Origin of the sequence: Mammaliicoccus sp. J-M41 (assembly GCF_022385935.1) — a bacterium.
Lineage (GTDB): Bacteria > Bacillota > Bacilli > Staphylococcales > Staphylococcaceae > Mammaliicoccus > Mammaliicoccus sciuri_A.
Map to the genome: position 1 here is coordinate 27,281 of NZ_JAJNIR010000016.1, position 23,629 is coordinate 50,909.

22 protein-coding genes, 1 pseudogene and 1 riboswitch are annotated in these 23,629 nt (G+C 33.6%); of the genes and pseudogenes, 10 read left to right on the forward strand and 13 right to left on the reverse strand.

The genetic code is table 11. From position 1 onward, the window contains the following. Positions 1-57: 57 nt before the first annotated feature. The 5 genes from LQ686_RS07740 to LQ686_RS07760 all read left to right on the forward strand — a co-directional run bounded on the left by LQ686_RS07740 (position 58) and on the right by LQ686_RS07760 (position 6,293). Positions 58-1,149, forward strand: a complete 1,092-nt coding sequence (locus LQ686_RS07740) for a cysteine desulfurase family protein (RefSeq protein WP_239733248.1) — start codon at positions 58-60, stop codon at positions 1,147-1,149. A gap of 1 nt (position 1,150) precedes the next feature. Beyond that, a complete protein-coding gene (locus LQ686_RS07745; RefSeq protein ID WP_103361838.1) occupies positions 1,151-1,669 on the forward strand; it encodes a transcription repressor NadR in 519 nt (172 codons plus the stop codon). Positions 1,670-1,846: 177 nt separating this feature from the next. Continuing rightward, entirely contained in the window at positions 1,847-4,183 is a 2,337-nt protein-coding gene (locus tag LQ686_RS07750) for an immune inhibitor A domain-containing protein (protein WP_239733255.1), read from the forward strand. Between the two features lie 143 nt (positions 4,184-4,326). Continuing rightward, a complete protein-coding gene (locus LQ686_RS07755) occupies positions 4,327-4,839 on the forward strand; it encodes a YfiT family bacillithiol transferase (RefSeq protein ID WP_239733249.1) in 513 nt (170 codons plus the stop codon). Between the two features lie 146 nt (positions 4,840-4,985). Beyond that, positions 4,986-6,293, forward strand: coding sequence for a CitMHS family transporter (locus tag LQ686_RS07760; RefSeq protein WP_345772676.1), 1,308 nt, complete (start codon positions 4,986-4,988; stop codon positions 6,291-6,293). Positions 6,294-6,374: 81 nt separating this feature from the next. Here the strand turns inward: LQ686_RS07760 and trhO are convergent, their stop codons facing one another. The 4 genes from trhO to LQ686_RS07780 form a co-directional block, all read right to left on the reverse strand. Beyond that, positions 6,375-7,322, reverse strand: a complete 948-nt coding sequence (gene trhO / locus LQ686_RS07765) for an oxygen-dependent tRNA uridine(34) hydroxylase TrhO (RefSeq protein WP_239733250.1) — start codon at positions 7,320-7,322, stop codon at positions 6,375-6,377. Between the two features lie 237 nt (positions 7,323-7,559). Further along, on the reverse strand, positions 7,560-7,979 hold the full coding sequence (locus tag LQ686_RS07770; RefSeq protein ID WP_239733251.1) for a MarR family winged helix-turn-helix transcriptional regulator: 420 nt from the start codon (positions 7,977-7,979) through the stop codon (positions 7,560-7,562). A gap of 248 nt (positions 7,980-8,227) precedes the next feature. Continuing rightward, positions 8,228-8,560 carry an SPIN family peroxidase inhibitor gene (gene spn, locus LQ686_RS07775; protein ID WP_107565939.1) on the reverse strand — a complete coding sequence of 111 codons (333 nt, stop codon included), beginning with the start codon at positions 8,558-8,560 and terminating at the stop codon, positions 8,228-8,230. Positions 8,561-8,656: 96 nt separating this feature from the next. After that, complete coding sequence (locus LQ686_RS07780) at positions 8,657-9,148, reverse strand: GNAT family N-acetyltransferase (protein WP_025907567.1); 492 nt, start codon at positions 9,146-9,148, stop codon at positions 8,657-8,659. A gap of 173 nt (positions 9,149-9,321) precedes the next feature. Between LQ686_RS07780 and LQ686_RS07785 the strand changes: the two genes are divergently transcribed. After that, on the forward strand, positions 9,322-10,146 hold the full coding sequence (locus tag LQ686_RS07785; RefSeq protein WP_239733252.1) for a class I SAM-dependent methyltransferase: 825 nt from the start codon (positions 9,322-9,324) through the stop codon (positions 10,144-10,146). Positions 10,147-10,171: 25 nt separating this feature from the next. Next, complete coding sequence (locus tag LQ686_RS07790; RefSeq protein ID WP_025907571.1) at positions 10,172-10,642, forward strand: peptide-methionine (S)-S-oxide reductase; 471 nt, start codon at positions 10,172-10,174, stop codon at positions 10,640-10,642. A 213-nt stretch (positions 10,643-10,855) separates the two neighbouring features. Here the strand turns inward: LQ686_RS07790 and LQ686_RS07795 are convergent, their stop codons facing one another. From LQ686_RS07795 to fni, 5 genes are all read right to left on the reverse strand, one after another. Next, entirely contained in the window at positions 10,856-11,932 is a 1,077-nt protein-coding gene (locus tag LQ686_RS07795; protein WP_037589206.1) for a phosphomevalonate kinase, read from the reverse strand. A 12-nt stretch (positions 11,933-11,944) separates the two neighbouring features. After that, entirely contained in the window at positions 11,945-12,928 is a 984-nt protein-coding gene (gene mvaD, locus LQ686_RS07800) for a diphosphomevalonate decarboxylase (protein ID WP_204168531.1), read from the reverse strand. Between the two features lie 5 nt (positions 12,929-12,933). Further along, positions 12,934-13,857, reverse strand: a complete 924-nt coding sequence (mvk, locus tag LQ686_RS07805) for a mevalonate kinase (protein WP_037589207.1) — start codon at positions 13,855-13,857, stop codon at positions 12,934-12,936. A 118-nt stretch (positions 13,858-13,975) separates the two neighbouring features. Continuing rightward, the gene (locus tag LQ686_RS07810; protein WP_204195776.1) at positions 13,976-14,950 is read right to left on the reverse strand and encodes an SMP-30/gluconolactonase/LRE family protein; all 975 of its coding nucleotides are present in this window, start codon (positions 14,948-14,950) and stop codon (positions 13,976-13,978) included. Positions 14,951-15,149: 199 nt separating this feature from the next. Next, positions 15,150-16,196 carry a type 2 isopentenyl-diphosphate Delta-isomerase gene (fni, locus tag LQ686_RS07815; protein WP_239733253.1) on the reverse strand — a complete coding sequence of 349 codons (1,047 nt, stop codon included), beginning with the start codon at positions 16,194-16,196 and terminating at the stop codon, positions 15,150-15,152. A gap of 201 nt (positions 16,197-16,397) precedes the next feature. Here fni and LQ686_RS07820 point away from each other — a divergent pair, with 201 nt between their 5' ends. Then, the gene (locus tag LQ686_RS07820) at positions 16,398-17,309 is read left to right on the forward strand and encodes an osmoprotectant ABC transporter substrate-binding protein (RefSeq protein ID WP_107572955.1); all 912 of its coding nucleotides are present in this window, start codon (positions 16,398-16,400) and stop codon (positions 17,307-17,309) included. Between the two features lie 228 nt (positions 17,310-17,537). Here LQ686_RS07820 and LQ686_RS07825 read toward each other — a convergent pair whose 3' ends face one another. After that, positions 17,538-18,782 (reverse strand): Glu/Leu/Phe/Val family dehydrogenase, encoded by a 1,245-nt coding sequence (locus tag LQ686_RS07825; RefSeq protein ID WP_210136199.1) that lies wholly within the window; start codon positions 18,780-18,782, stop codon positions 17,538-17,540. 675 nt (positions 18,783-19,457) lie between these two features. On the opposite strand from LQ686_RS07825, the gene LQ686_RS07830 reads away from it, so the two are divergent. After that, positions 19,458-20,381: an AEC family transporter gene (locus tag LQ686_RS07830; RefSeq protein WP_058592100.1), complete on the forward strand. Its 924-nt coding sequence runs from the start codon at positions 19,458-19,460 to the stop codon at positions 20,379-20,381. Here LQ686_RS07830 and LQ686_RS07835 read toward each other — a convergent pair. Continuing rightward, positions 20,378-21,685, reverse strand: coding sequence for an NtaA/DmoA family FMN-dependent monooxygenase (locus tag LQ686_RS07835; RefSeq protein ID WP_103362037.1), 1,308 nt, complete (start codon positions 21,683-21,685; stop codon positions 20,378-20,380). The genes LQ686_RS07830 and LQ686_RS07835 overlap by 4 nt on opposite strands. A gap of 30 nt (positions 21,686-21,715) precedes the next feature. Next, a complete protein-coding gene (locus tag LQ686_RS07840) occupies positions 21,716-22,468 on the reverse strand; it encodes a 3-oxoacyl-ACP reductase (protein WP_239733254.1) in 753 nt (250 codons plus the stop codon). A 109-nt stretch (positions 22,469-22,577) separates the two neighbouring features. Further along, a riboswitch (TPP riboswitch) is annotated at positions 22,578-22,679 on the reverse strand. Positions 22,680-22,813: 134 nt separating this feature from the next. On the opposite strand from LQ686_RS07840, the gene LQ686_RS07845 reads away from it, so the two are divergent. Next, a complete protein-coding gene (locus LQ686_RS07845; RefSeq protein WP_107565932.1) occupies positions 22,814-23,404 on the forward strand; it encodes an FAD/NAD(P)-binding protein in 591 nt (196 codons plus the stop codon). A gap of 135 nt (positions 23,405-23,539) precedes the next feature. Here the strand turns inward: LQ686_RS07845 and LQ686_RS07850 are convergent. Further along, a pseudogene (locus LQ686_RS07850) lies at positions 23,540-23,629 on the reverse strand (IS6 family transposase); the annotation flags it as partial.

The following is a 23,629-nucleotide window of genomic DNA, read 5'->3' on the forward strand; positions in this document are numbered from 1 at the left end:
ATTTTATATACAATATATTGACACAAGAGAGCGTAAATAACAAGAGGGGGATTATAATTGATTTATTTAGATAATGCATCAACTACAATGATTGATAGCCAAGTGATGGATGTCTATCAAGATATACAACGCGAAGCATATTACAATAGTGAAAGTTTACATATAGGTGGTGTACATACTAGACAGTTGTTGGAGGAGTGTAAACAATTTATAAAGGATTACTTTTCAACAGATAAAGAAGTGATTTATACAAGAAGCGGTTCTCATGCAAATGAAATTGCGATACATAGTTTTTTGAAAGAGAAGGAGGGCGGTAAAGTACTCGTTTCACCTTATGAACACCCCTCTATACATGCCGCTTTAGAAGCTTATCAAGATGAATTTGATATGATTATGTTGCCTTTAGACAATAATGGAGAAATAGATTTAGAACAGATGACTGACTTAATGACAGATGAAGTTGTACTCATCATTGCACAACATGTTAATTCTGAGACTGGATATACACTACCAGTTGAAGAAATAGGTCAAATAGCGCTGGATTACAATGTTCCAATGCATGTTGATGGCGTACAAGCAGTTCATAAATTAAATGATATTAATGTAAAATTATTCAGTTCATACGCTTTTTCAGGACATAAGTTTCACGGTACAAAAGGATCAGGTGTTTTAATGATGAATCATGAGTATGTAAAGCCTTTAAATCAACATTATTTTCATGAAATGTATACACAAAATGGTACAATAGATTCACCAAGTATTATCGCGATGACAAAAGCATTATCAATGTCACCAAGTATTGACGAGATGCATACTTTACAACAATACTTCATTGAACAATTAAATGACTTATCATTTACACCTATTGTTTACAAAGCGCAAGCACCACATATTATTGCAGTATTAACACCGATTTATGAAGGACAATATATTATGCAATATTTGTCGAATAGAAACATATGTGTTTCAACAGGTACAGCATGTGGTCATGGCGCATTGTTAAGTAATGGTTTACAAGTTAAAATAGATTCAATACCTGAGAAAACGTATGACCAATATATACGATTATCTATTGGGAAATTTACGACTAGAAATGACATAGATACTTGTTTGCACCATTTAAAAACAGCTATCAGAGGAGATCAGTGAAATGAATAACCCTTTTAAAAGAAGAGAACAAATTTTACAATTACTCGAGTCTTCAGATGAACCGATTAGCGGTAAACAACTGAGTCAACAATTCGATGTTTCGAGACAGATTATTGTGAAAGATATTTCTATATTGAAATCACAAAATTATAATATTGATTCAACAAGTCGTGGTTATGTTGTTAATAATGAACAATGCGGTAAAAGATATAAACGTGTCATTGTTTGCCAACATGATAATGACCGAATGGAAGAAGAGTTGAAGCTTATATTGGATAACGGGGCAATGATTGATGATGTTGCGATTGATCATCCTGTATATGGCAGTATTAAAGCGGATTTAATGATTGAAACGTACGAAGATTTATCGAAATTTATTAGTGAAATGGAAAAGTTTGAAGGACAAATGTTAGCGCACTTAACAGATAATCTTCATTTACATACGATTTCTGCACATACTGAAAAGATTTTAGACAATGCTGTACGAGATTTAAAAGAACACCAATTTATTGTAGAATAACCAACAATATACCTCCGTATAATTTACTTAGAGTAAAATTATACGGAGATATATTATTTAGATATATTAAAAATAAAAATTAGAATTTTTTGAATTCTCACTACTATTTTATGGGAATATGTATATAATGTATATAGATTAGATAAATAAGGGGGATTTTTAAAAGTGAATTTATTTATGAAAAAGTTATCAGTTGCTTCATTAAGTGCTCTGATTGCACTACCTGCATTTGCTACTCAAGCATCTGCAAATAGTGTCGCACCAAATGAAGACAGGTTACTCGAAACATTAGAAAAAGAAGGTGTCATTGAATCAACTGAAACACCTGAGCAGAAAAATGAAAAAATCAGAGAGTATATGGATGGCAAAGGTGAACAATATCATCAAAAATACATACCCAATAAAGGGCTTTTTGATAAGAAGTACAACAAGGGGAACAATGGTAAGCGTTTAGAACCATTAAATAAGAATCAAAAAGAAATGTATAAAAAGAAAAACAATGGCAAACGTGTTGATAATGTTGAAGAAGAAAAATATAAAGGTAAAGTACGACAAGATAAAGTGTTAGTATTAGCGATGGAATTTCCAGATTATCCACATAGTTCGATTACGAAAGATGAAACAGATATGTACTATGATGATTATCCAGTTTCGCATTTTCAAGATATGGTATTTGGAGAAAATGGCTATAAAGGTCCAAATGGCGAGAATTTAATGAGTATGAAACAGTATTACAAAAACCAATCTGGCGGTAGTTATGATATAGATGGAAAAGTGCATGGTTGGTATAAAGCTAAACATCCTGCAAGTTATTATGGTGGAAATGTGCCAGACGAAAGTGGCAGCGATGGTAAACCGAAAGAATTGATTAAAGAAGCGTTAGAACAAGCAGCGAAAGATCCAGATATTAATTTAAGCGATTATGACCAATGGGATCGTGATGATATTGATGGTGATGGTGTTTATGATGAGAAAGATGGCATCATCGATCACATTATGATTGTACACTCTGGTCCTGGTGAAGAAGCGGGTGGCGGTAAATTAGGAACAGATGCTATTTGGTCACATAGATGGTCACTCGATTTTGATGATAAAGGTGAACCTTATACAATTCCTGGCACTGATTCTGGGCTTGATCAATTTGATGGAAAATTAGCAGCAATTGATTACACAGTTCAACCTGAAGATGGTGCAGCAGGTGTGTTCTCTCATGAATTCGGACATGATTTAGGATTACCAGATGAATATGATACAGAGTATTCAGGTAAAGGTGAACCCGTATCATTCTGGTCTATTATGTCATCAGGTAGTTGGGCAGGAACTGTTCCAGGTACTGAACCGACTGGATTTGATCCATACATGAAAGAAATGCTTCAACAATTACATGGTGGTAATTGGCAAACAGGTAATGAAATCAACGCATCTGAATTTAAGGGTGAAACGTCAGAACTTATAGATGAAGCATCTACTAAAGGGACAAACAATGATGCAATAAAAGTTAAACTCCCTGATAAATCAACTTTAATTCAAAAGCCAGTTCAAGGTAAGAAAGCATACTGGAGTGGTGCAGATGATGATTCACAATATTCAATGGAAACAGCATTAGATTTAAGTTCTGCTAAATCAAGTACGTTAAAATTTAAGACTTGGTATGATATAGAACAAGGATTTGATTATGGTTATGTTCAAGTATCTACTGACGATGGTCAAAATTGGGAAAACGTAGCAGGTAATATTACGAATAATGATGACCCATCAGAGAGTGGTCAGAACCAAGGAAATGGTATTGATGGTCAATCTGAAGGCTATGTTAATGCTAAATTTGATTTATCGAAATACGATGGTAAAAAAGTAAAATTAAGATTCTTATATGTAACAGATAAATTTGAAACAAACCCAGGTTGGTTTGTCGATAAAGTTAGAGTAACTTCAGAAGGTGGACAAAACATCTTCAGTGATAATGCAGAAGGTAAATCAAAATTTGATTTACAAGGCTTTGAACAAAGTGATGGTAATAGATATGATGAGAACTACTATTTATTACAATGGAGAAACTTTACAGGACCAGATAAAGGATTACAACACATTAAACGCGGTGGCGGAACAATGTCTTACAACAAAGGTTTAACAGTTTGGTATGTTGATAAGAGTTTCTCAGATAATAACGTAAGTTCACACCAAGGACAAGGCTTCATAAGCGTTGTAGATGCTGACCAAAATGCATTGAATTGGAAGAAGAAAGGTGTAGCTGATGATCCAGCAACAACACAATTCCAAATTAGAGACGCAGCATTTAGTTTAGATCACCAACCTAAATTGAAATTGAAAAACGAAGACGACTATAAACTACATGATAATAAAACGAAGAAAAATCCTGTATTCGATGACAGTCAAGATTACTCAAACCAAGGACAAAAAGATGCAGGTGTATTATTACCGAATCATGGCTTGAAATTTGAAGTATCAGCAAAAAGTAAAGACAACTCAGTCGGTAAAGTGAAAATCACAAAATAAATAATGAAACAGGAACGCCAATGGGTGTTCCTGTTTTTTGGAAATTAATCAATTACTCTACGAGGTGACCTGTTTAATTTTCATTCATCGTAAATATAACCTATAATGAAGATGAATTTAATCTAATGAAAAGGGTGATTATTGTGGATGTAAGATTTCCGATTGGAGAATTAGAATTACCTGAAAAAGTAACAATGAATGATATTAATCAGTGGTTAGATGAGATTGGTAACTACGCAAATCGATTAAGAAAAGTTGTTGATGGATTAAACGACGAAGCATTAAAGAAAAAACACAGAGAAGGTAGTTGGACAGTTAGACAGCTTGTCCATCATATAGCCGATTCTCAACTGAATATGTATCAACGTTTGAAGATTGCTTTAACCGATGATAGAAAGCGGACAATAGTTGGTTTTGATCAAGAAAAATGGATTGAATTACCAGATAATGAATTACCTATCGAATGTTCTCTTAGAATGTTAGAAGGTATTAACGAACGGATTGTTGCTGTAGGACGAAGTTTAACTGAAGAACAACTGAAAAGCGCATTCATTCATGAAGATAATGGTGAAACAACAGTAGCCTTTAAACTCGCAAAGTTATCATGGCATGAAGAACATCATTTAGCACATATTAAATTAGCTTTAAATAATTAATCACAATACCGTCCAAATTATATTTGGATGGTATTTTTTATATTAAAATATGGTAATTAATATTCTGAAAATTTTCAAAATAGTCTATTGCGAATATTTATAAAAACGCTTACAATAATAAAATACAATAGAGGGGGTACTACAACATAAATTTGGCAATACTTGGATTTATAATGGTTATCATTTTTATGATTCTCATTATGAGCAAAAAGATGTCAGCTTTAGCAGCATTAATTATAGTGCCAACAGTTTTCGGACTGATTGGGGGATTCTATTCTAAATTAGGCGAATATATGGTGGATGGACTATTAACAGTGGCACCAACGGGTATTATGCTCGTATTCGCAATTTTATACTTTGGGATTATGATTGATGCAGGATTATTTAATCCTGTCATTGAAGCAATTATGAAAGCAGTTAAAGGAGATCCAGTTAAGATTACAATTGGAACAGTCGCTTTAGCTTCATTAGTTGCATTAGATGGAGATGGCACGACAACTTTTATTATTACAGTTACGGCTATGCTTCCTTTATATAAGAAAATGGGCATGAACTTATACATATTATCAACCTTAGCATTGCTATCTATTGGCGTTATGAATATGACGCCATGGGGTGGTCCAACTGCAAGAGCGATTTCTTCACTACAGTTAACGACTGAAGAAGTATTTACACCGATTATTCCAGTAATGATAGCTGGCATACTATTCGCTGTATTTGCAGCTTACGTATTAGGTGTTAAAGAAAGAAGAAGAGTCGGTATTAAAAATCATTTAAGTTTAACACTTGATGAAATGCATAATTCTAATGGTACAGATGAAGATGAAAAAGCATTATTAAGACCGAAAATTGTGATTGTTAATGCACTTTTAACAATATTATTACTAATCGCATTGATTACAAGTTTCTTACCAATTCCAGTATTATTTATGATTGGTTTTGCAATTGCATTACTAATCAATTATCCAAGCCTTGAAGTGCAGTCTGAATTAATTAAACGTCATGCAGGTAATGTATTAGCAGTTGTAGGTTTAGTGTTTGCGTCTGGAATTTTCACAGGAGTTATGAATGGTACTGAAATGGTAGATGAGATGGCAAAAGCGTTAGTAAATGTTATTCCTGAATCAATGGGTAATCATTTCGCACTTATCACAGCAATCTTAAGTATGCCATTCACATACTTTATGGCCAATGATCCATTTTATTATGGTATTTTGCCAATTTTAGCAGAATCTGCCCAACAATTTGGTGTCGCAAAAGCTGAAATGGCAAGAGCATCGATACTCGGACAACCATTACACGTATTAAGTCCACTATATGCTGCAGGTTATTTATTAGTCGGTATGTTAGGCATAGATTATGGTACAAACCAAAAAGTTGTTATGAAATGGGCAATAGGTTCCTCAGTATTTATGATATTTATTGCTGGAATAATAGGTGTTATTTCGTTTTAATTAATGTTACATAATTTCCATAGGCATCACCAAACCCCCTTACTAGTGGAATAGTAAGGGGGTTTATTTAGTGATATTTATTTATACTAATGCTTTAAAGTTTTCTAAGCGGTTTGCTTTTTCTTCTTCGCTAATGTTGTGTGCTTTTACGTAACGGTTTCTTTCGTGTGATGCACATTCGTGTGAGCATGCACCTAGATATTTGTGTTCGTTCTCTTCTGTAACTAAGAATTGACGGTTACATTCTGGGTTACTACAGTTAATGTATCTTTCACATGGTGTGCCGTCGAACCATTCTTTACCGACTACTGTTTTTTCGACTTGGTTTACGTCTACGCTAATTCTTTCATCGAATACGTACATTTTGCCGTCCCAGAATTCACCTTTAGTTTCTGGATCTTTACCGTAAGTTGCGATTCCGCCTTCTAATTGGCTTACGTCTTCGAAACCTTCTTTTAATAAGAAGCCTGAGAATTTTTCACAACGGATACCGCCTGTACAATAAGTGACGATTTTCTTATCCATAAATTGTTCTTTATTCTCTTTAATCCAGTCTGGTAAATCTCTGAATCTTGTAATATCTGGACGAATTGCACCGCGGAAGTGTCCTAAGTCGTATTCGTAATCATTTCTTGCGTCAATGACAATTGTATCTTCTTCTAATAAAGCTTCTTTAAATTCTTTTGGTGATAAGTAGTTACCAATTAATTCTCTAGGATCTACATCTTCTTCTAAGTCTAATGCTACGATTTCTGGTCTTGGACGCACGTGCATTTTTTTGAAAGTATGTCCTTCAGCTTCGTCGATTTTGAATGTAATGCCTTCAAATCTTTCGTCTGCTTTCATTTGTTCCATGTATTTATCTGTGTCAGCTTTCGTACCTGAAAGTGTACCGTTAATACCTTCAGTTGCTACTAAAATACGTCCTTTAAGTTCAAGGTCTTTACAAAATTCTAAATGCTCTGCTGCAAAAGTTTCGGGGTCAGTAATTGTTGTATATTTATAAAACAATAGTACTCTATAATCCATTTTCTTATCTCCTCTAATTCTCTTTTTTATTTATATGATATGTCAATTTGAAAGTATCTAGTTGATATGGAACAATTTTTATATGAATGCACATTTTTATCCTCATTATATTGTATCAAAAAAGTTGCATTTTTCAATTGTTTGATTTTGTAAAATAATATGAAATCGTTTTTATCTTTCATTTTTGTGAATTCGAGGGTGAAAAGGAGTTATATTGACTGATATTTAATGAGAAAGTTAAACTTGTAATTCGCCTTCTTTAATTTCTTTTGTGCGATCGCCAAAGTGGTTGTCTAATTTAGTTAAAGTGGATATAAAGTTCATAAATTCATCATCAGGTATTATTTTTAATAAGTAATCTAAATTTGTGATACATATCTTATTCAATTCTTTAATTTTTTCACGACCAACGTCTGTGATAAAGACATGAATTTTTCTATTATCTTCACTATCCATTTTCTTTTCTACAAAGCCTTCTCTAATTTGTTCGTTTAGTAAACGACTTAAATTTCCTTTATCCGTTTCTAAGGATTCGGCAAGTCCAGCTAATGTCATACCTTCATTTTCAATAATAAAATACAATAAGTTCAGGTAATTTAATGAATAACCATTATTATTAGCAACATGTCCACATAGAAATTTAAAATTAGTATTCAATCGTAAAAGCTTAGTTTTAAAATCTTGTAATAAATCTTCTTTCTATATTTTCCATATTGTATTCCTCCATTAAATTAATTAATGCATTAAGATTTTATCAAACTTTCAATCATTAAAAAAGTAAAATTTCCTAAATAGTATAAAAAAGTTTAGTTATTAAGTACAATTAAATGATTATGAATCATAATATGTAAATTCACATAAAAAAGTTGAATAGCATGTATAATGCCATTCAACTTCATTATTTCTTATCTCCAACCTTTATGATTTCTGTATTTATAAAAAGCAGAAACATCAATATTTTGTTTTTCAGCAGTTTTAATAACTTGTCCTACATTTTTAAAGCCTAATAATTTAAAATAATCAATAAGTTGCTGTTTAGTTAATGTGTCAGTATCTTTGTTTAATAGAGCTGCTAAATCTTGATCAGTATGGAATGATAAGCGCGCATCATCATGAAGCGTTAATCCATTTTGAGAATACGTTCTAGCATCAGCATGATGAGAATCAGTAACACTCACCGCACCAAAACCTAAAATAACAGCAGATAAAGTAACAGGAATTAATTTTTTGAATTTCATATATAACCATCTCCAATCATTTGATGAGTCGATTATAATATAAAAATTCCCAAAAAATAGGCAGTTAAAAGTTATTTAATAATAGTTAAGAATGAGTTAAGAAATAGGGGAGAATAAATCCTTCTCCATTAATTTTGTTAAATCACCATCGTTATTTATTTCTACGCCGGTATCTACAAAGCCTAATTTAATATATAGCTCATATGCAATTTGATTTGGAATATCTACCAAGAGTGCAATGTGTTTTATATGTGGCATATGTTCTGATAAGTATTGATTGAGTTGTTGTAAGCTTTCTTTTGCGTAGCCTTGTCTTAAATAGCGTTTATCTGTTGATAATGATCTTACAAAAATTGTGGATTCATCTGGTGTTGAAAAGTACTTTGTAAATTCGCTATGTTCATGCAAGACGAAGAATACAGCCAGATTATCATCTTCTGTTAATCCTAATATGCAATGTCTATTTTTATTTTGTGCTGCCAGTTCAATATTTTCTTTCGGTGTTTTTGTAAACTGAAGTTGTGAATTATCCATTTGATATGACTGCACTTTATCATAATAATTGTCGTTATATGCAATTAACTTCATAGTAGACCTCCAATATGTATTCTAGATTAAATCATCTCTTTTATGTCTGTTAGATTATTTATTGTATTTTATCATAATTTGAATAGCCTTCCTCAAAAAGAATAAAAAGTTTAAGTTGACATTTTTTTACAATTTGTAATAATAAATTTAAAATTCTAGTGGGAGGCTATGATATGTCAGAGTTAAAAGGAATTCCTGAATCTATGTTAATACCACTTGCTGTTAAGGCGAGAGAGACTTTAAGTGATATGCCAATTATTAATGATCCTTTATCTGTTAAAATAATAAAAGAAATAGATAATCCTGTACTTGATACATATGTGGACTGGCTATCACAGCTTGGTATTAGTATTAGGACAGAAATTTTAGATGAAATTGTGATTAACTTTATTAAACATGCTAATCATCCATTTATTATCAATATTGGATGTGGATTAAATACGCGTCTCAGTCGATTGAAATTGAACAATATTCCTTGGATTGATATTGATGTACCTGAAAGTATAAATCTTAGAAAACGATTTTTTAATGAAACTTATTTTTATAAAATGATTAATAAGTCTATGTTTGATTATAGTTGGATTGATGATGTTAAACGTAATGTACATTTTAAAGAAGATAGTGATATTTTAATAATATTTGAAGGTGTGTTAATGTATTTTGAGAAAGTAGAAGTTGAAGCTGTATATAAAGAGATTGCTCGTTTATTTGATAAGCATCATTTAGTAATTGCTTCAGAATTTTGTTCAAAATTTATGACTAAACATACAAATAATCATCCATCTGTCTCTAAACTTTCTAGTAAACCATTATTTAAGTTTGGTTATAATAATGTCGCAGAGTTAAAAGACATTTTGCCTGACAGTTGGAAAGTGGTTAAAGAATATAATTATTTTGATAGATATTCTCATAGATGGCGCTATTTGAAATGGTTTAAGTATATAGTCTATCTTAAAAATCGATTTAATAATAAAATTGTAATAATCAAAAACACTTAATATAAAAGTGTAGTGGGAGTTGGCAATGGAAACGATATATTTAGCAGGCGGTTGTTTATGGGGCGTGCAAGCTTTTGTAAAGACGTTACCTGGCGTAATTGAGACAGAAGCGGGTAGGGCGAATGGAAGTAGCCGTACACTTGAAGGTGAATACGATGGTTATGCAGAATGTGTAAAGACTGTATTTGATCCTGCAATCGTTAGTGTAGAAGATTTGATGGCATACTTGTTTGAAATTATAGACCCATATAGTGTGAACAAACAAGGTGAAGACGTTGGGTTGAAATATCGAACAGGTGTCTATAGTGAAGAAGAGTGTCATTTAGAAACTGCACGTCAATTTATAGCAAATAGAAGTGATGCAGACCGAATTGCAGTTGAGGTTAAAGCTTTGGAGAATTATGTACGAAGCGCAGAAGAACACCAAGACCGTTTAGCAAAATGCCCAGACGATTATTGCCACATTTCCCAAGAAATGATGAATAAATATAAATAAAAGAGGTATGGGAGTTGGGGTAGAGGATTTGAATTTATTAAGACTGACCAAACAAGATAAATATGAGCGTTCAATATTGCAAGACGGCCATAACTAGCAACATAGAGCCGTCGAATATTGCAAGACTGGCCTAACTAGCAACATTCCCATGTTTCCCCATATATCATTGCACAAAAAAGCTAGGACTTGTTCAAAGTCCTAGCTTTTCTCATTTTATTGTCCGTGATAAATACTAAAGTTCAGTGGCTTAATGCCATTGCTTGACCATTCATTGTATATTTTTTGTTTATTTCTATCGTTTTCTACAATTGTGATACCGCAGTCGCCGCCGCCAGCTCCTGATGTTTTACTTGCGCCACCGTATGATTCTCCGATATCGCATAATTTTTTTAGATGTGGTGTTTCGATATCTATTGTAGCGAATGAATCTAAATATTGTATAACGGTACGATTCTTTCTAATAGTATCTTGAACACCTTGTATATTGTTTGTCTTAAATGCTTTAATAAGTTGTTCGACATATTTCTGAGATTGATCTAAAAATTGTGTATATATTGTTGGATCTGCTTTTAAGCGTTTGACTTCACTTACTAAATGATGTGAAGAAGCGGGTGAGCCTGTCCAACCGATTAATACTTCCATATGCTCTGGTGCTTGTAGTGGTTCGATGTGTAAGCCTGGCCAGTTTTTATAAAGGACGTCCATTACAGATGTTTCTTCTATTTGTTGTTTAACCCAAACGTGATCAAAAGTACTATAGACTAACCAACCTGTATAAACACTTACTGCAATATCACCGCAAGAACTTAAACTTTGTAATTTCATATTAGCGATAACAGCTAATTTATAAATAAATAAATTTGATAATTGTAAGTTATAGAATTCGTTTAGAGCTTTGATAACAGATACTAATACGGCTGCACTAGAACCTAAACCATATTTATGACCGGATGCATCATCAAGGTTACTATCAATCGTTAAGTTATAATGTCTTAATGTGACATTGGAACTTTTAGCAAATTGTTCAAAGACTTCTATAGCTTGTGTAATATATTTAAGCTGATCTGCAGCATCATTATCAGAAATGATGATTTTGTCTTGTTCTCTTGTAAATGTAATCGGCTCATGATGTAAAGTCTTAGAATGGATAAATCCTGATGATGAATTCGTATCTTCAATTGTTGCCGTCACAAATCGATCAACTGCAATTAAGACAGATTTATATCCAGGCTCTGTTACTGCATATTCTCCAGCAATATACAGCTTTCCTGGCGCTTTGACTTGAATCATTATATCTCTTCCTTACTCAATAATTTCAATTCCTGTGTTTGTAATATCACTCGCAATAACTTGTTCTTTATTAAAAGATTTAAGTAAAGCGTCTATTATAAATTGCTGGTTTTTCTTTTCGACTAATATTTTAACATTTGGACCTGCATCCATTGTAAAATAGCACGGATATCCAGCTTTTCTACATTGATGTACAATGTCCATAACTTCATAACTTTCTGGTACTAAGTATGTGAAAGGTGGCTGTGCACCTAAATTAGTAGCGTGCATGCGCAAGCAATTTTCTTCGATGACTTCACCTAAATGTTTGAAGTCTTTGTTACGTATGGCTTCTTTAACTGATGCAATATCTTCATCAACATGATCTAACCAATATTGGTAGAAACGGGATGTGTCTCTTGTATGGGACATGCCTGAACGACTAGATACTTTTTTAGATTGGTTATTGATGACCACAAATACCATTGATAAATCTTCTTCCCAACCTTGTGCATCAATTGCGTGTGCATATGACGTTTCGTCGTCATGACCTTTTTCCCATTCAGCAAATCCACCAAAAATACTTCTAGAAGCTGAGCCTGAACCTCTTCTAGCTAATCTTGATAAATCTTTTTCAGACATATTTAAGTTAAGTGCTTCGTTACATGCTGCAGCAAGGGCTGCAAATGCGCTTGCTGATGAAGCAAGACCTGCTGCTGTAGGAACATAATTGACACTTTCAATATAAGCATAGTGTGAAGTTTGACTACGTTCTCTTACAAGGTTCATAAACTGATAAATTTTCTTCGATTGTTCCTCGTTTACTTCTTCACCATTTAGAACGAGTGTATCTTTCGTATATTCAGGACTAAAAGTTACTTTTGTTTCTGTATAAAATTTATCAAGCGTAACGGATAAGCTATTATTCATGGGGATGATAAGTGATTCATCAGCTTTTCCCCAATATTTAATTAAAGCAATATTTGTGTGCGCGCGGGCTTTACCACTCATATTCAATCTCGTTAACCTCCTAAATTTTCAATCCAAGTATGATGAGCACCGAATTTTTCAGCACTTGTTGCAATTTTTTCAGCAATGTCGAGATTTTGAGCGAGTACAATCATGCTACCACCACGGCCGCCGCCTGTAAGTTTACCAGCAGTTGCACCTTGTAATTTACTTATTTCAAGTAATGCTTCAATATTGTCATGACTAACTGTTAACTTGCGTAAATTTTCTTGTGCACGTTCAAATACGTGTGCTAATTTTGTGAAATCATGATGTTCGATTGCTTCATTAGCGTCATATACGAGCGTACCGATATGCTCTATATACTGCATATATTGTTCGTTATGATCACATAATTGGTGGACATCTTCGACTGCTTGTTTAGTAGAACCTTGAACACCTGTATCTATCACGACCATATAGCCGTTTATGGATAGTGGTTTCAAAGTTGTTACTTTTCCTTGTTGGAACCATACTGGTTTATTAGAGACAATCGTTTGTGTATCGATGCCACTCGGTTTGCCATGCGCGATTTGTTCTGCCCAATTCGCTTCTTCTATTAATAATTCGTCAGAAAGAGGCTCTCCTATATAATCATAACTTGCTCTTACAAAGGCGATAGCCATAGCAGCACTGGAACCTAATCCTCTTGAAGGGGGAAGATTTGTTTCGAATTTAACATTTATAGGCTCTTCGATATGATGTTTATCGATAAATCTTGAAATAACAGATTTAATATGTTCAGGAGCTGTTTGTAACGTTCCTTCATATACATCACTATTAATATATGAAGTATCACCAGCGTTAAGAGACTGGATCGTTACTTTCACTTTACCTGTTGTAAATGGAATCGCTATTGCTGGTTGTCCAAAAGTAACAGCATGTTCTCCTATTAAAATAACTTTCCCATTTGCTTCCCCGTATCCTATTTGTGCCATATTTTCAATCACCTTTAGTATTTCTTATTTTATTTTTTGTTAAACACTTTATTATTATAAAGCTCTGTCACCATATATTCAAAAACTTTAACTAATTAATGTGCAATAATTACAATTTTTAATGAAATTGATAGCTATTATGACCTTTTGCAAAGCCTTTTGCTGTAAATAACCAAGAATCGCCACCACGTTCTATATCATTGGCACAAATGATTAATTGATTTGTACCTGGTATAAATGCAGGATGTGTCGATCTTAACATATGCCCTTGGTCACGACCTGGCATTAATATTTGTCCGATAGGGTAACCACTTTTGTTAAAGACAAGTACTCTACCTTGACCATACATAGCGACATAAAGGTTATCTTCGCTATCAATGCAACAAGAATCAGGACCTTCATGACCTGTAAAATGATATGGAATAGATGCACCAAATGGTTCAATTGTCACACCGTCTTCTTCTAATGAAATACGATGTAATCTATTCGCATTTGTTTCAGTCACCCATAGTACACGTTCATCAGTACTTAATGCAATACCATTTGCTACTGCGATATTTTGAATAATAGGTGTAATCGTTTGATGATCAGGTGAGACATAATATACGCCACCAAGTGGATTCGTAGAGTATCCTCTAAAATCAGTAAAGTAGAATCCACCTTTACTATCAAATACTAAATCATCAACGCAATATTCTGTATCGATATCTGAAACGATACTTTGTGGATTTTTGCCGTCTGTATCAGTCGCAAAAATACCACCAGAACTTTTGAAGTCACCTAAATAAGACATATATAATCGTCCGTCTTTATGTATTTTAACAGAAGCCGGGTTAGTTTTCTCAGATTTAAATACTGTATTAACTTTTTTCTCAGGTAAATCTACGCGGAAAATAGTTCCGCCAAATACTTCACATAAGAAAAGATTATGATTTCTATCAAAGCATAAACCTTCTAATTGAAGACCTTCATCAGAAATTTTGATCCAAGGTTCAGCTGTTACAGTTTGCAAGTGTTGTTCATGTGCAAGTAGTGGGACAGCACTTTTTGAAGCTTCCGTATAATATAAAGATGGTATATGTTGATCAGCCATGATAATCTCTCCTTTAAGTTGTACAATATAGAAAAGTACACATGTACTTTAAAGATGTGTTTAATATATATGTTTAATATTATCACTTTTAACTTACAATGAAAATGAATATTAAATTGCGAAAAATATGAATGAACTTTGAGACATTATAGCCATATAAAAAACAGCTTTTCTAGAAGAGGAAAAGCTGTTTTTCTGATTAAGCTTTTATTGATTTCGCGCGTTGTTCTACATATGTCTGTAATTCTGGAGACAATACATAGCTGACTGATTTTAAATCAGATACGTTTGATGCATTCAATAAATTAGCAATGACATGCATTTGTTCGATAAATTGTTTCATATGTTCAATTGTATCTTCTACGCCATAAGCATCTAAATATTTGAGAACATATCCAGATAAGCCAACAGCTTCTGCACCTAATACAAGAGACTTAATGGCATCGAGTGGGTTTTTAACGCCACCACTGGCTAATATGTGAATATCTGCATTTAATAATTGTGCTTCTAATAAGCTTTGAACAGTACTTTGTCCCCATTGATTTAAGAATGCCATATCTTTTAATGGTCTTCTTTGATTTTCAATGTCCGCAAAATTCGTACCGCCTCTACCACTTACATCTACATATTGAATACCAATATCTTTAACTTTTTGAATCGTTTCAGCACTCATACCGAAACCAACTTCTTTGATGATCACTGGTATATCAATATTATCTTGAATTTCTTGAATGTTTGTTAGCCAATTTTCAAATTCAGTATCACCTTCAGGCATTATCAGTTCTTGAGGTGCATTAACGTGAATTTGTAAGGCATCAGCATTTAGAAGTTCTATTGATTTCTTAGCTTTTGCATATTCAATATCTGCTCCGACATTACTGAATAATAGACCTTCAGGATTTTCATCACGTACTACTGTGAAACTTGATTCAGCGTTAGGGTCTTTTAGAGCTGAATGTGTAGAACCTACTGCCATTGGTATGTTACAAGCTTTAGCTATTTGCGCTAACTCTTTGTTAATAGTTGCTGCTCTTTCACTTCCACCTGTCATCGCATTGATATAAATAGGGTATTTAAAAGTGAAATGCGGAAACTTTACTGATAAATCAATTTGGTTTTTATTAATAGAAGGAATGGATTGATGTATAAGCTGTACTTTATCAAAATCAGTACTAACTGGTGAATACGTATCTAATGCCAGCTGAATATGTTCATTCTTCCTTTTGTTTCTTAATGAGTCGTCCATTCATTTATCCTCCGTGCGTCTATATGTTTAATGATATATTTTATCTTAATACACATTATAGCAGTTGTATAATTGAATATAAACTAAACATTGTTATACAATCCGCTTCAAAATCTTTTTCCAAATACCTGAAAAATCAATCAAACAATTTATGCTAATATTAATACTATACAAATATACATAAAATGGAGGAGAATCTTTATCAAATTTAAAAAACTTACTTTAATTTTAATTTGTACATTATTATTAAGCGGTTGTACTTTACCAGGCTTAGGTGGCGCATCGTCTGATACAGTGAAAATTACGGCGCTTGCTACAAGTGAGTCTCAAATCATGGCGCATATGATTCGCTTACAAATTGAGCATGATACAAAAGGGCAAGTAAAACCGATAATTGTAAATAATCTTGGTTCTGCGGTAATTGAACATAACGCGATATTAAATGATAATGCGCAAATATCTGCGACAAGATATACAGGTACTGATTTAGTAGGTGCTTTAAACTCTGAACCCATTACAAATACTAAAAAAGCTGAGAAAGCTGTTAAAACAGGTTTTCAAAAGAAGTTTGATCAAACATTCTTTGACTCATATGGCTTTGAAAATACCTTTGCATTTACAGTCACTAAAGAAACAGCTAAAAAGTACAATTTAAAAAAAGTTTCAGATTTAGCCAAGCATAAGGATGAACTAAGAGTAGCAAGTGACCCTACTTGGATTAAACGAAAAGGGGACGGCTATCCAGCTTTTTCAAAAGCGTACGGATTTGAATTTAAGGATATTAGAACAATGCAAATTGGACTTGTATATGATGCATTGAAGAATAAGAGTATTGATGCCGCACTTGGTTATACAACAGACGGGAGAATAGCAGCTTATGATTTAGTGACACTAGAAGATGATCGTCACTTCTTTCCACCATATGACGCCAGTCCATTAGCAACAAATGAATATTTGAAACATAATCCAAAAGCTAAAAAATCAATAGAAAAATTGGTTGGGAAAGTATCCACTGAAAAGATGCAAGAATTGAATTATCAAGCAGACGGTAAAAAAGAAGAACCAGCCATAATCGCAGAAAAATTCCTTAAAGCACATCACTACTTTGAATAGTTAATATAGTAAAAAGCAGGAACCATTAGAGCGGTTTCTGCTTTTTTGATACATATTGAGAGTGAAATATAAGGGAGATAGGTGATTCTTGGCTTAATAGAGTCGTTAAGCCAAGAGATGGCTGAAGTCGTGGCTTAAGTACTGAATAAAGCCAAGAGATGGTGAAAGTCGTGGCTTAAGTGTCGAGTAAAGCCATGACATTCACTATTTTCATTAATACTCTATTTATTAAGCCCATCCTCTGAATCGTGTTGCTTCGGCTGTACGTCTAACACCTACAACATAAGCTGATAATCTCATGTCTAGTTTTCTCTTTTGTGAAATGTCATATACTTTGTCAAAAGCTTCGACAATCTTAGTTTTTAATAACTGATTCACTTCTTCTTCTGACCAATAAAGTCCTTGATTGTTCTGTACCCATTCAAAGTATGAAACAGTTACACCACCGGCACTGGCTAGTACATCCGGAATTAAAAGGACATCATTTTCTGTCAGAATACGTGTTGCTTCTTGTGTTGTAGGACCGTTAGCCGCTTCTGCTACTATACTCGCTTTTATGTCTCCTGCATTTTGTGCGGTGATTTGGTTTGCTAAAGCTGCGGGTACTAAAATGTCACAATCAATTCCAAATATATCTTCGTTTGGAATAATGTTATCAAATAAAGGTGTGATTCTACCGTGTTCTTTACGAAGTTCTAATAAATGATCAATATCTAAACCTTCTGGATCATATAAAGCACCTCGACTTTCTGAGATACATACAATTTTTGCACCTTTATCATGTAGGATTTTAGCGATAAAGCTACCAGCATTACCAAATCCTTGTATAACAACTTTTGCACCATTGATATTAATATGCTTACGTTTAGCCGCTTCTTCAATCGTAATTACAGCACCTAATGCTGTTGCTTGTTCACGACCTAGTGAACCACCTAAAGAAATGGGTTTACCTGTAATGAAATTTGGCGCGTTAACTTTATGCATAATACTATATTCATCCATCATCCAAGACATGATTTGAGCATCCGTATATACATCGGGTGCTGGGATATCCTTAGTAGGTCCTACGATTTGAGCAATTGCTCTAACATATCCACGTGACAATCTTTCTAGTTCATTTTGACTCATGCTATGAGGGTCACATTGAATGGCACCTTTACCACCACCATAAGGTAAGTTTACAAGGCCGCATTTTAAAGTCATCCACATTGATAATGCTTTTACTTCATTTTCATCTACATCAGGGTGGAAGCGGACGCCGCCTTTAGTAGGTCCCACTGAACTATTATGTTGAGATCGATATCCTGTAAAAGTTTTTACAGATCCATCATCCATTTTAACTGGAATACGAACTCTTAAAAATCTAGCAGGTTCTTTAATCAATTCAAAAAGACCTTCATCGTACCCTAATTTATATAAAGCTTGTTCAATTATATTTTGTGTAGAAGTTACAAGATTGCTATTTTCACTCATGTTTGACGCTCCTTTGTTGGATAAAATAATGTCTAAAAAAACATATTAAATAAAATTATAATACAAATGAAAATGGTTTTCAATAAAATAAACAGAATTTACTAAAAATTCTAATATGTATAATGATAAATTTTGTTGTATTTTAATGTAATGAGTGTAAGGTGTTGGTAGTAATTGGAAGTCGTGATATAATTTAATTACGAGCATATACAAATATAATGAAACCATTATATTTACTAGTGTGAATGAATCTTGGACAAATGAATTTTCGTACAAGATTCTTCTTTTTTATGTAAATGAAGATGTGTAGAAAAGAGGTTCAGGAAGTCATAGTGTATATTTTATAAATTGAGTAATGAGTGGAATGTGAATATTGGCTGTGATGTGAGTTAAAGTCGGAATAAACTCACGAGATCACAAAAGATGTGAGTTAAAGAGGGAGTAAACACACAAGATCATAAAAGACGTGAGTTAAGTCCCTAATTAACACACGAGTTCCTTAAAAACCCAATTCTCTCGCATATCCGAGCCTCAAACATGATTTAAAGTCTGTATCATTCTCTCATATATAGCGCACGATTATTTGCAATATTAAAAAGACGCCCCCAACAATTTTCTAAGAATGTTATGATATTACTATCAAAAACTTATCTTAAACATCGTGGGGGTGTCTTTTTGTCTGAAATGCTCAATATTTTACTAACGGTTGTTGTACCGATTTTTCTAATGACAGCGTTAGGTTATGTGCTTCAAAAGCGTGTGAAACTTGATTTACGTACGCTCGCAAAATTAAATATCAATGTGTTTGTGCCTGGATTTATTTTTGCCAAGTTTTACAAAGCTGAGTTAGCGGTCAATTTATTATTATTAATCATCGTATTCTTCGTCATATACATAATTGCTTTATATATCGTCGCTTTTGCTATCGCCAAAATGCAAAATTTAGATAAGGGTAAAGAGACGACTTTAACCAATAGTGTGCTCTTCTTTAACTCTGGTAACTATGGTGCGCCGTTAAATGATATTGTATTTAAAAGTGATCCACTTGCAATGTCTGCACAAGTTATTGTATTAACGCTACAAAATGTCTTCACGTTTACATATGGTGTCTTCGCAATTCAATCCGTTCAATTAGGTAAACTTAAAGCATTACTCAATTACTTTAAGATGCCCATTATTTATGCACTCGTTCTTGCTATTATTTTAAACTATAATCATATTCCAATTCCTGAGTTCATGTGGACGACTGTCAGTTATTTGTCTGACGCTATGATTGCGATTGCTTTAATTCTTCTCGGTGCACAAATTGCCAATATTAAACTTAATTTTAAATGGTCATCTTCTTATATTTATATCTTTATAAGATTAGTTGTTGGACCTGCTATCGCATTTGTCATCATAAAATGCATGGGGTTAGATGGCATTATCGCACAAACATTGTTTATAGCTTCAGCGATGCCAACATCCGTGAACAGCTCAGTTATTGCACAAGAATATGATAATTATCCAGCTTTAGCTGCAGAATTAGTCTTCATGTCTACGTTGTTTAGTTCTATTTCTGTTGTTATTGTCATTTATTTATCTTATTTAATTTTTTAATGTACATTTAAAAGCTCTTTAAATGTCTGACTTGAATAAGCTTCTCTATACAGTCCGCGTCGTTGTAATTCTGGAACAATATATGTTACAAAATCTTCAAGACTATGTGGTAAAGTAGGTGGCATTAAATTAAAGCCATCAGCAACTCCAGACTTAAACCAAAGCTCCATTTCATCTACTATTTCTTCAGGTGTACCTATTAATGTAAGATGCCCACCACCTGCATTGAGATAACCTAATAATTCTCTCACTGTAGGGGCGGTATCTTCTATAATTTCTAAAATCGTTTCATATCTGCCTACTGGACCATCGAATGCTTCTACAGGTGGCAGTTCTGGGACAGGTTCATCCAATGCCCATTTCGAACAATCTTGTCTAACAAACGTACTTAATTGTTTAATGGCATTTTCAATTGGTAAAGCTTTATCTAATTTTTCTTTTTTGAGCAGTGCTTCTTCACGTGTTTCCCCAACATAAGTGACTAATCCTGGGAAGACTTTAATATATTTCTCGGGTGTATCACTTGCGCTGATGGCCGTATTTAATTTATTTCTATAAGCTTTCGCTTGTTTCAAGTTCCATGATACTGAATAAACTGCGTCTGCATGTTTGACGGCTAACGCAATACCTTGTTTGGATGCACCAGCTTGCATAGCAACAGGTTTGCCTTGAGGACTACTCGGTGTCGATAACGGTCCATTTACTTGGAAATAATCGCCAGAATGATGAAAAGCATGCACATGCTCATGATTAATCACTTTATTGTTATGACGGTCATGAACAAAGTCTTCTTTATGCCAAGATGTAAATAGTTTGTCCATTAACTCAGCAAATTCTTGTGCTTTATGATATCTAGCATCATGCTGAGGTAAAGCTTTCATACTATGATTTTGAGCTTCTATATCTGTCATAGATGTTACTAAGTTCCAACCAACACGACCATTCGTTGCATGATCAAGCGTTAAAATTTGCCTAGCAGCAGTATAAGGGTTTGAAAATGAACTTGAGATTGTTGAAACTAAACCAATATGTTGTGTCACTTGTGATATAGCAGTCAAGTTCACAATCGGATCTAACCAGAATGCAGGTAATTCACTATCTGACTTTGCAGGGAATGACTGATTATCTGCAAAGAACACGGCATCTAATAAACCTCTTTCTGATAGTTGTGCTAATGATTGATAATAAGAGATATCACCAATCTGTTCGATAGAGGAGTCTTCCATAAGCCATGCAGCTTGATGATGGCCACATCCATATAATAAGACACCAATATTGAGTTGATCACTTCTTAAATTACGCATTTCTATTCTCCTTATCTCTCTCTTGGAATTCTAGTTCATTGTTAAGCCACCATCTACAGTATAATTTTGTCCAGTTATACCACGTGCTTTATCAGTAGCAAGGAAGCTCACCATATTTGCGACATCTTGTGGTGAAGTGACTTTTTTAAGAGGTGTTGATTGAGCAATTAAGTCGAACACTTCAGGTGTTGTTACAGAGCTGGCATCAGTCGTTTTGAGTAGGCCACCAGAAACAACATTGGCTGTAATGCCGTATTGACCTAATTCAGCAGCGATATTACGCGTGAAGCCAATTAAACCAGCTTTCGCAGTTGTATATTCATGATAAGGTACGACAGGATTTTGGAATAAGTTCGTACCAATACTAATGACAGCACCTTGTTTTCTTTCTATGAATTGTGGTGCAACACTTTGCACGATATTAAATGCTGCTTTTAATGTGCCATCAATTTGCTGTTGATAGTCTTCCCATGCAAGATCGACGAATGCTTTTTGTTTTACTGGATCAAATTTAAAGCTAACTAAAGCATTATTGACGACGACATCAATTTTTCCAAAATGTTTCGTACCTTCATCAATTAACTGATCAACTTCAGAGCGATTCGTCACATCCGCTTGAATAGCAATCGCTTGTTCTGCTCCAATTTCATCAACTAACTGTTCTGCTAACGCTTTACTATTATGATAATTAATGATGACTTGATGTCCTTCAGATGCTAATGTACGTGCGATTGTTGCGCCTAATCCTCTACTACTACCTGTTACTAATATTGTCTTTGTCATATGTAACACTCCTATACAGAATTTTAAATAAAAAAATACACAACCTTCTCGTAAGAAAGTTGTGTAAAAACAAAGATATTTATAAAAAGGGCATAGTCATCCCTATAAATTCATTTCACAAACACTTTCCTACGCTAGTACGATCTAGTTCAGGTTCAAAGGGTTCGAGTTCATACTCATCTCAGTTAAAAAAACACCCCTAGTGCATCTATTTAATTACTATCAATGTATAGTTTTTAATAATCGATGTCAAGTTTGTATAACTGTTCAGTTGCAAACGATAGGTAAAATCGGTTATGATGTAAAACTTAATGATTACGATTTAAGGAGAATAAAGGTGATAAGATGAAGTGGACGATAGTAGGTGGTGGCATCCACGCGATAACGATAGCATTAGAATTAAAAGTTAAAGGATTGAAAAATAAAGACTTAACAATTATTGATCCGCATGATGTGTTCTGTCATCAATTTGACCATCGAACGCAAAATATTAGTATGCCTTATTTAAGGTCTCCAATCGTACACCATGTTCACCCAAATCCTTTTCATTTAAAACAATATTTTAAGAAAATGGATTATGCAGGTGGTATTTATGGTAAGTATAAAAGGCCGAAAAGAGATATGTTTATGGACCATACAGCGGAACAAGTTAAATATTATCGATTAACGGAATGTCATATTAAAGACACGGCTGTAGATATAAAGAAAAATCGCGATAAATGGTGCGTCGTTTTAGAATCAGGGGAGATGATATATACACAGAATGTTATCATCGCATCTGGTTGTAACCATAAGCCAAAGGTTCCAGAAATGTATGAGCATGCACAAGATGTACAACATATTTTTGAAGATGTAAATATTCAAAAATATGTTGTTGGAAGTAGGATATCAGCTGCACATTTAGCTTTAAAATTAATTTATCATGATAATGAATAACATGTGCATTTATGGACGAATAAGCCGTTAGAAATTCATGATTTTGATGCTGATCCAGGGTGGTTAGGACCTAAAAAGGTTCTGTTGCAAAGTAAAAAATATAGCTAACCACTAATTTATCATGTCAGTGTTCTCTTAACTTGCTAGCATGATGCTAATTTCGTGGCATGGCGAAAATCCGTAGATCTGAAGAGACCTGCGGTTCTTTTTATATAGAGCGTAAAT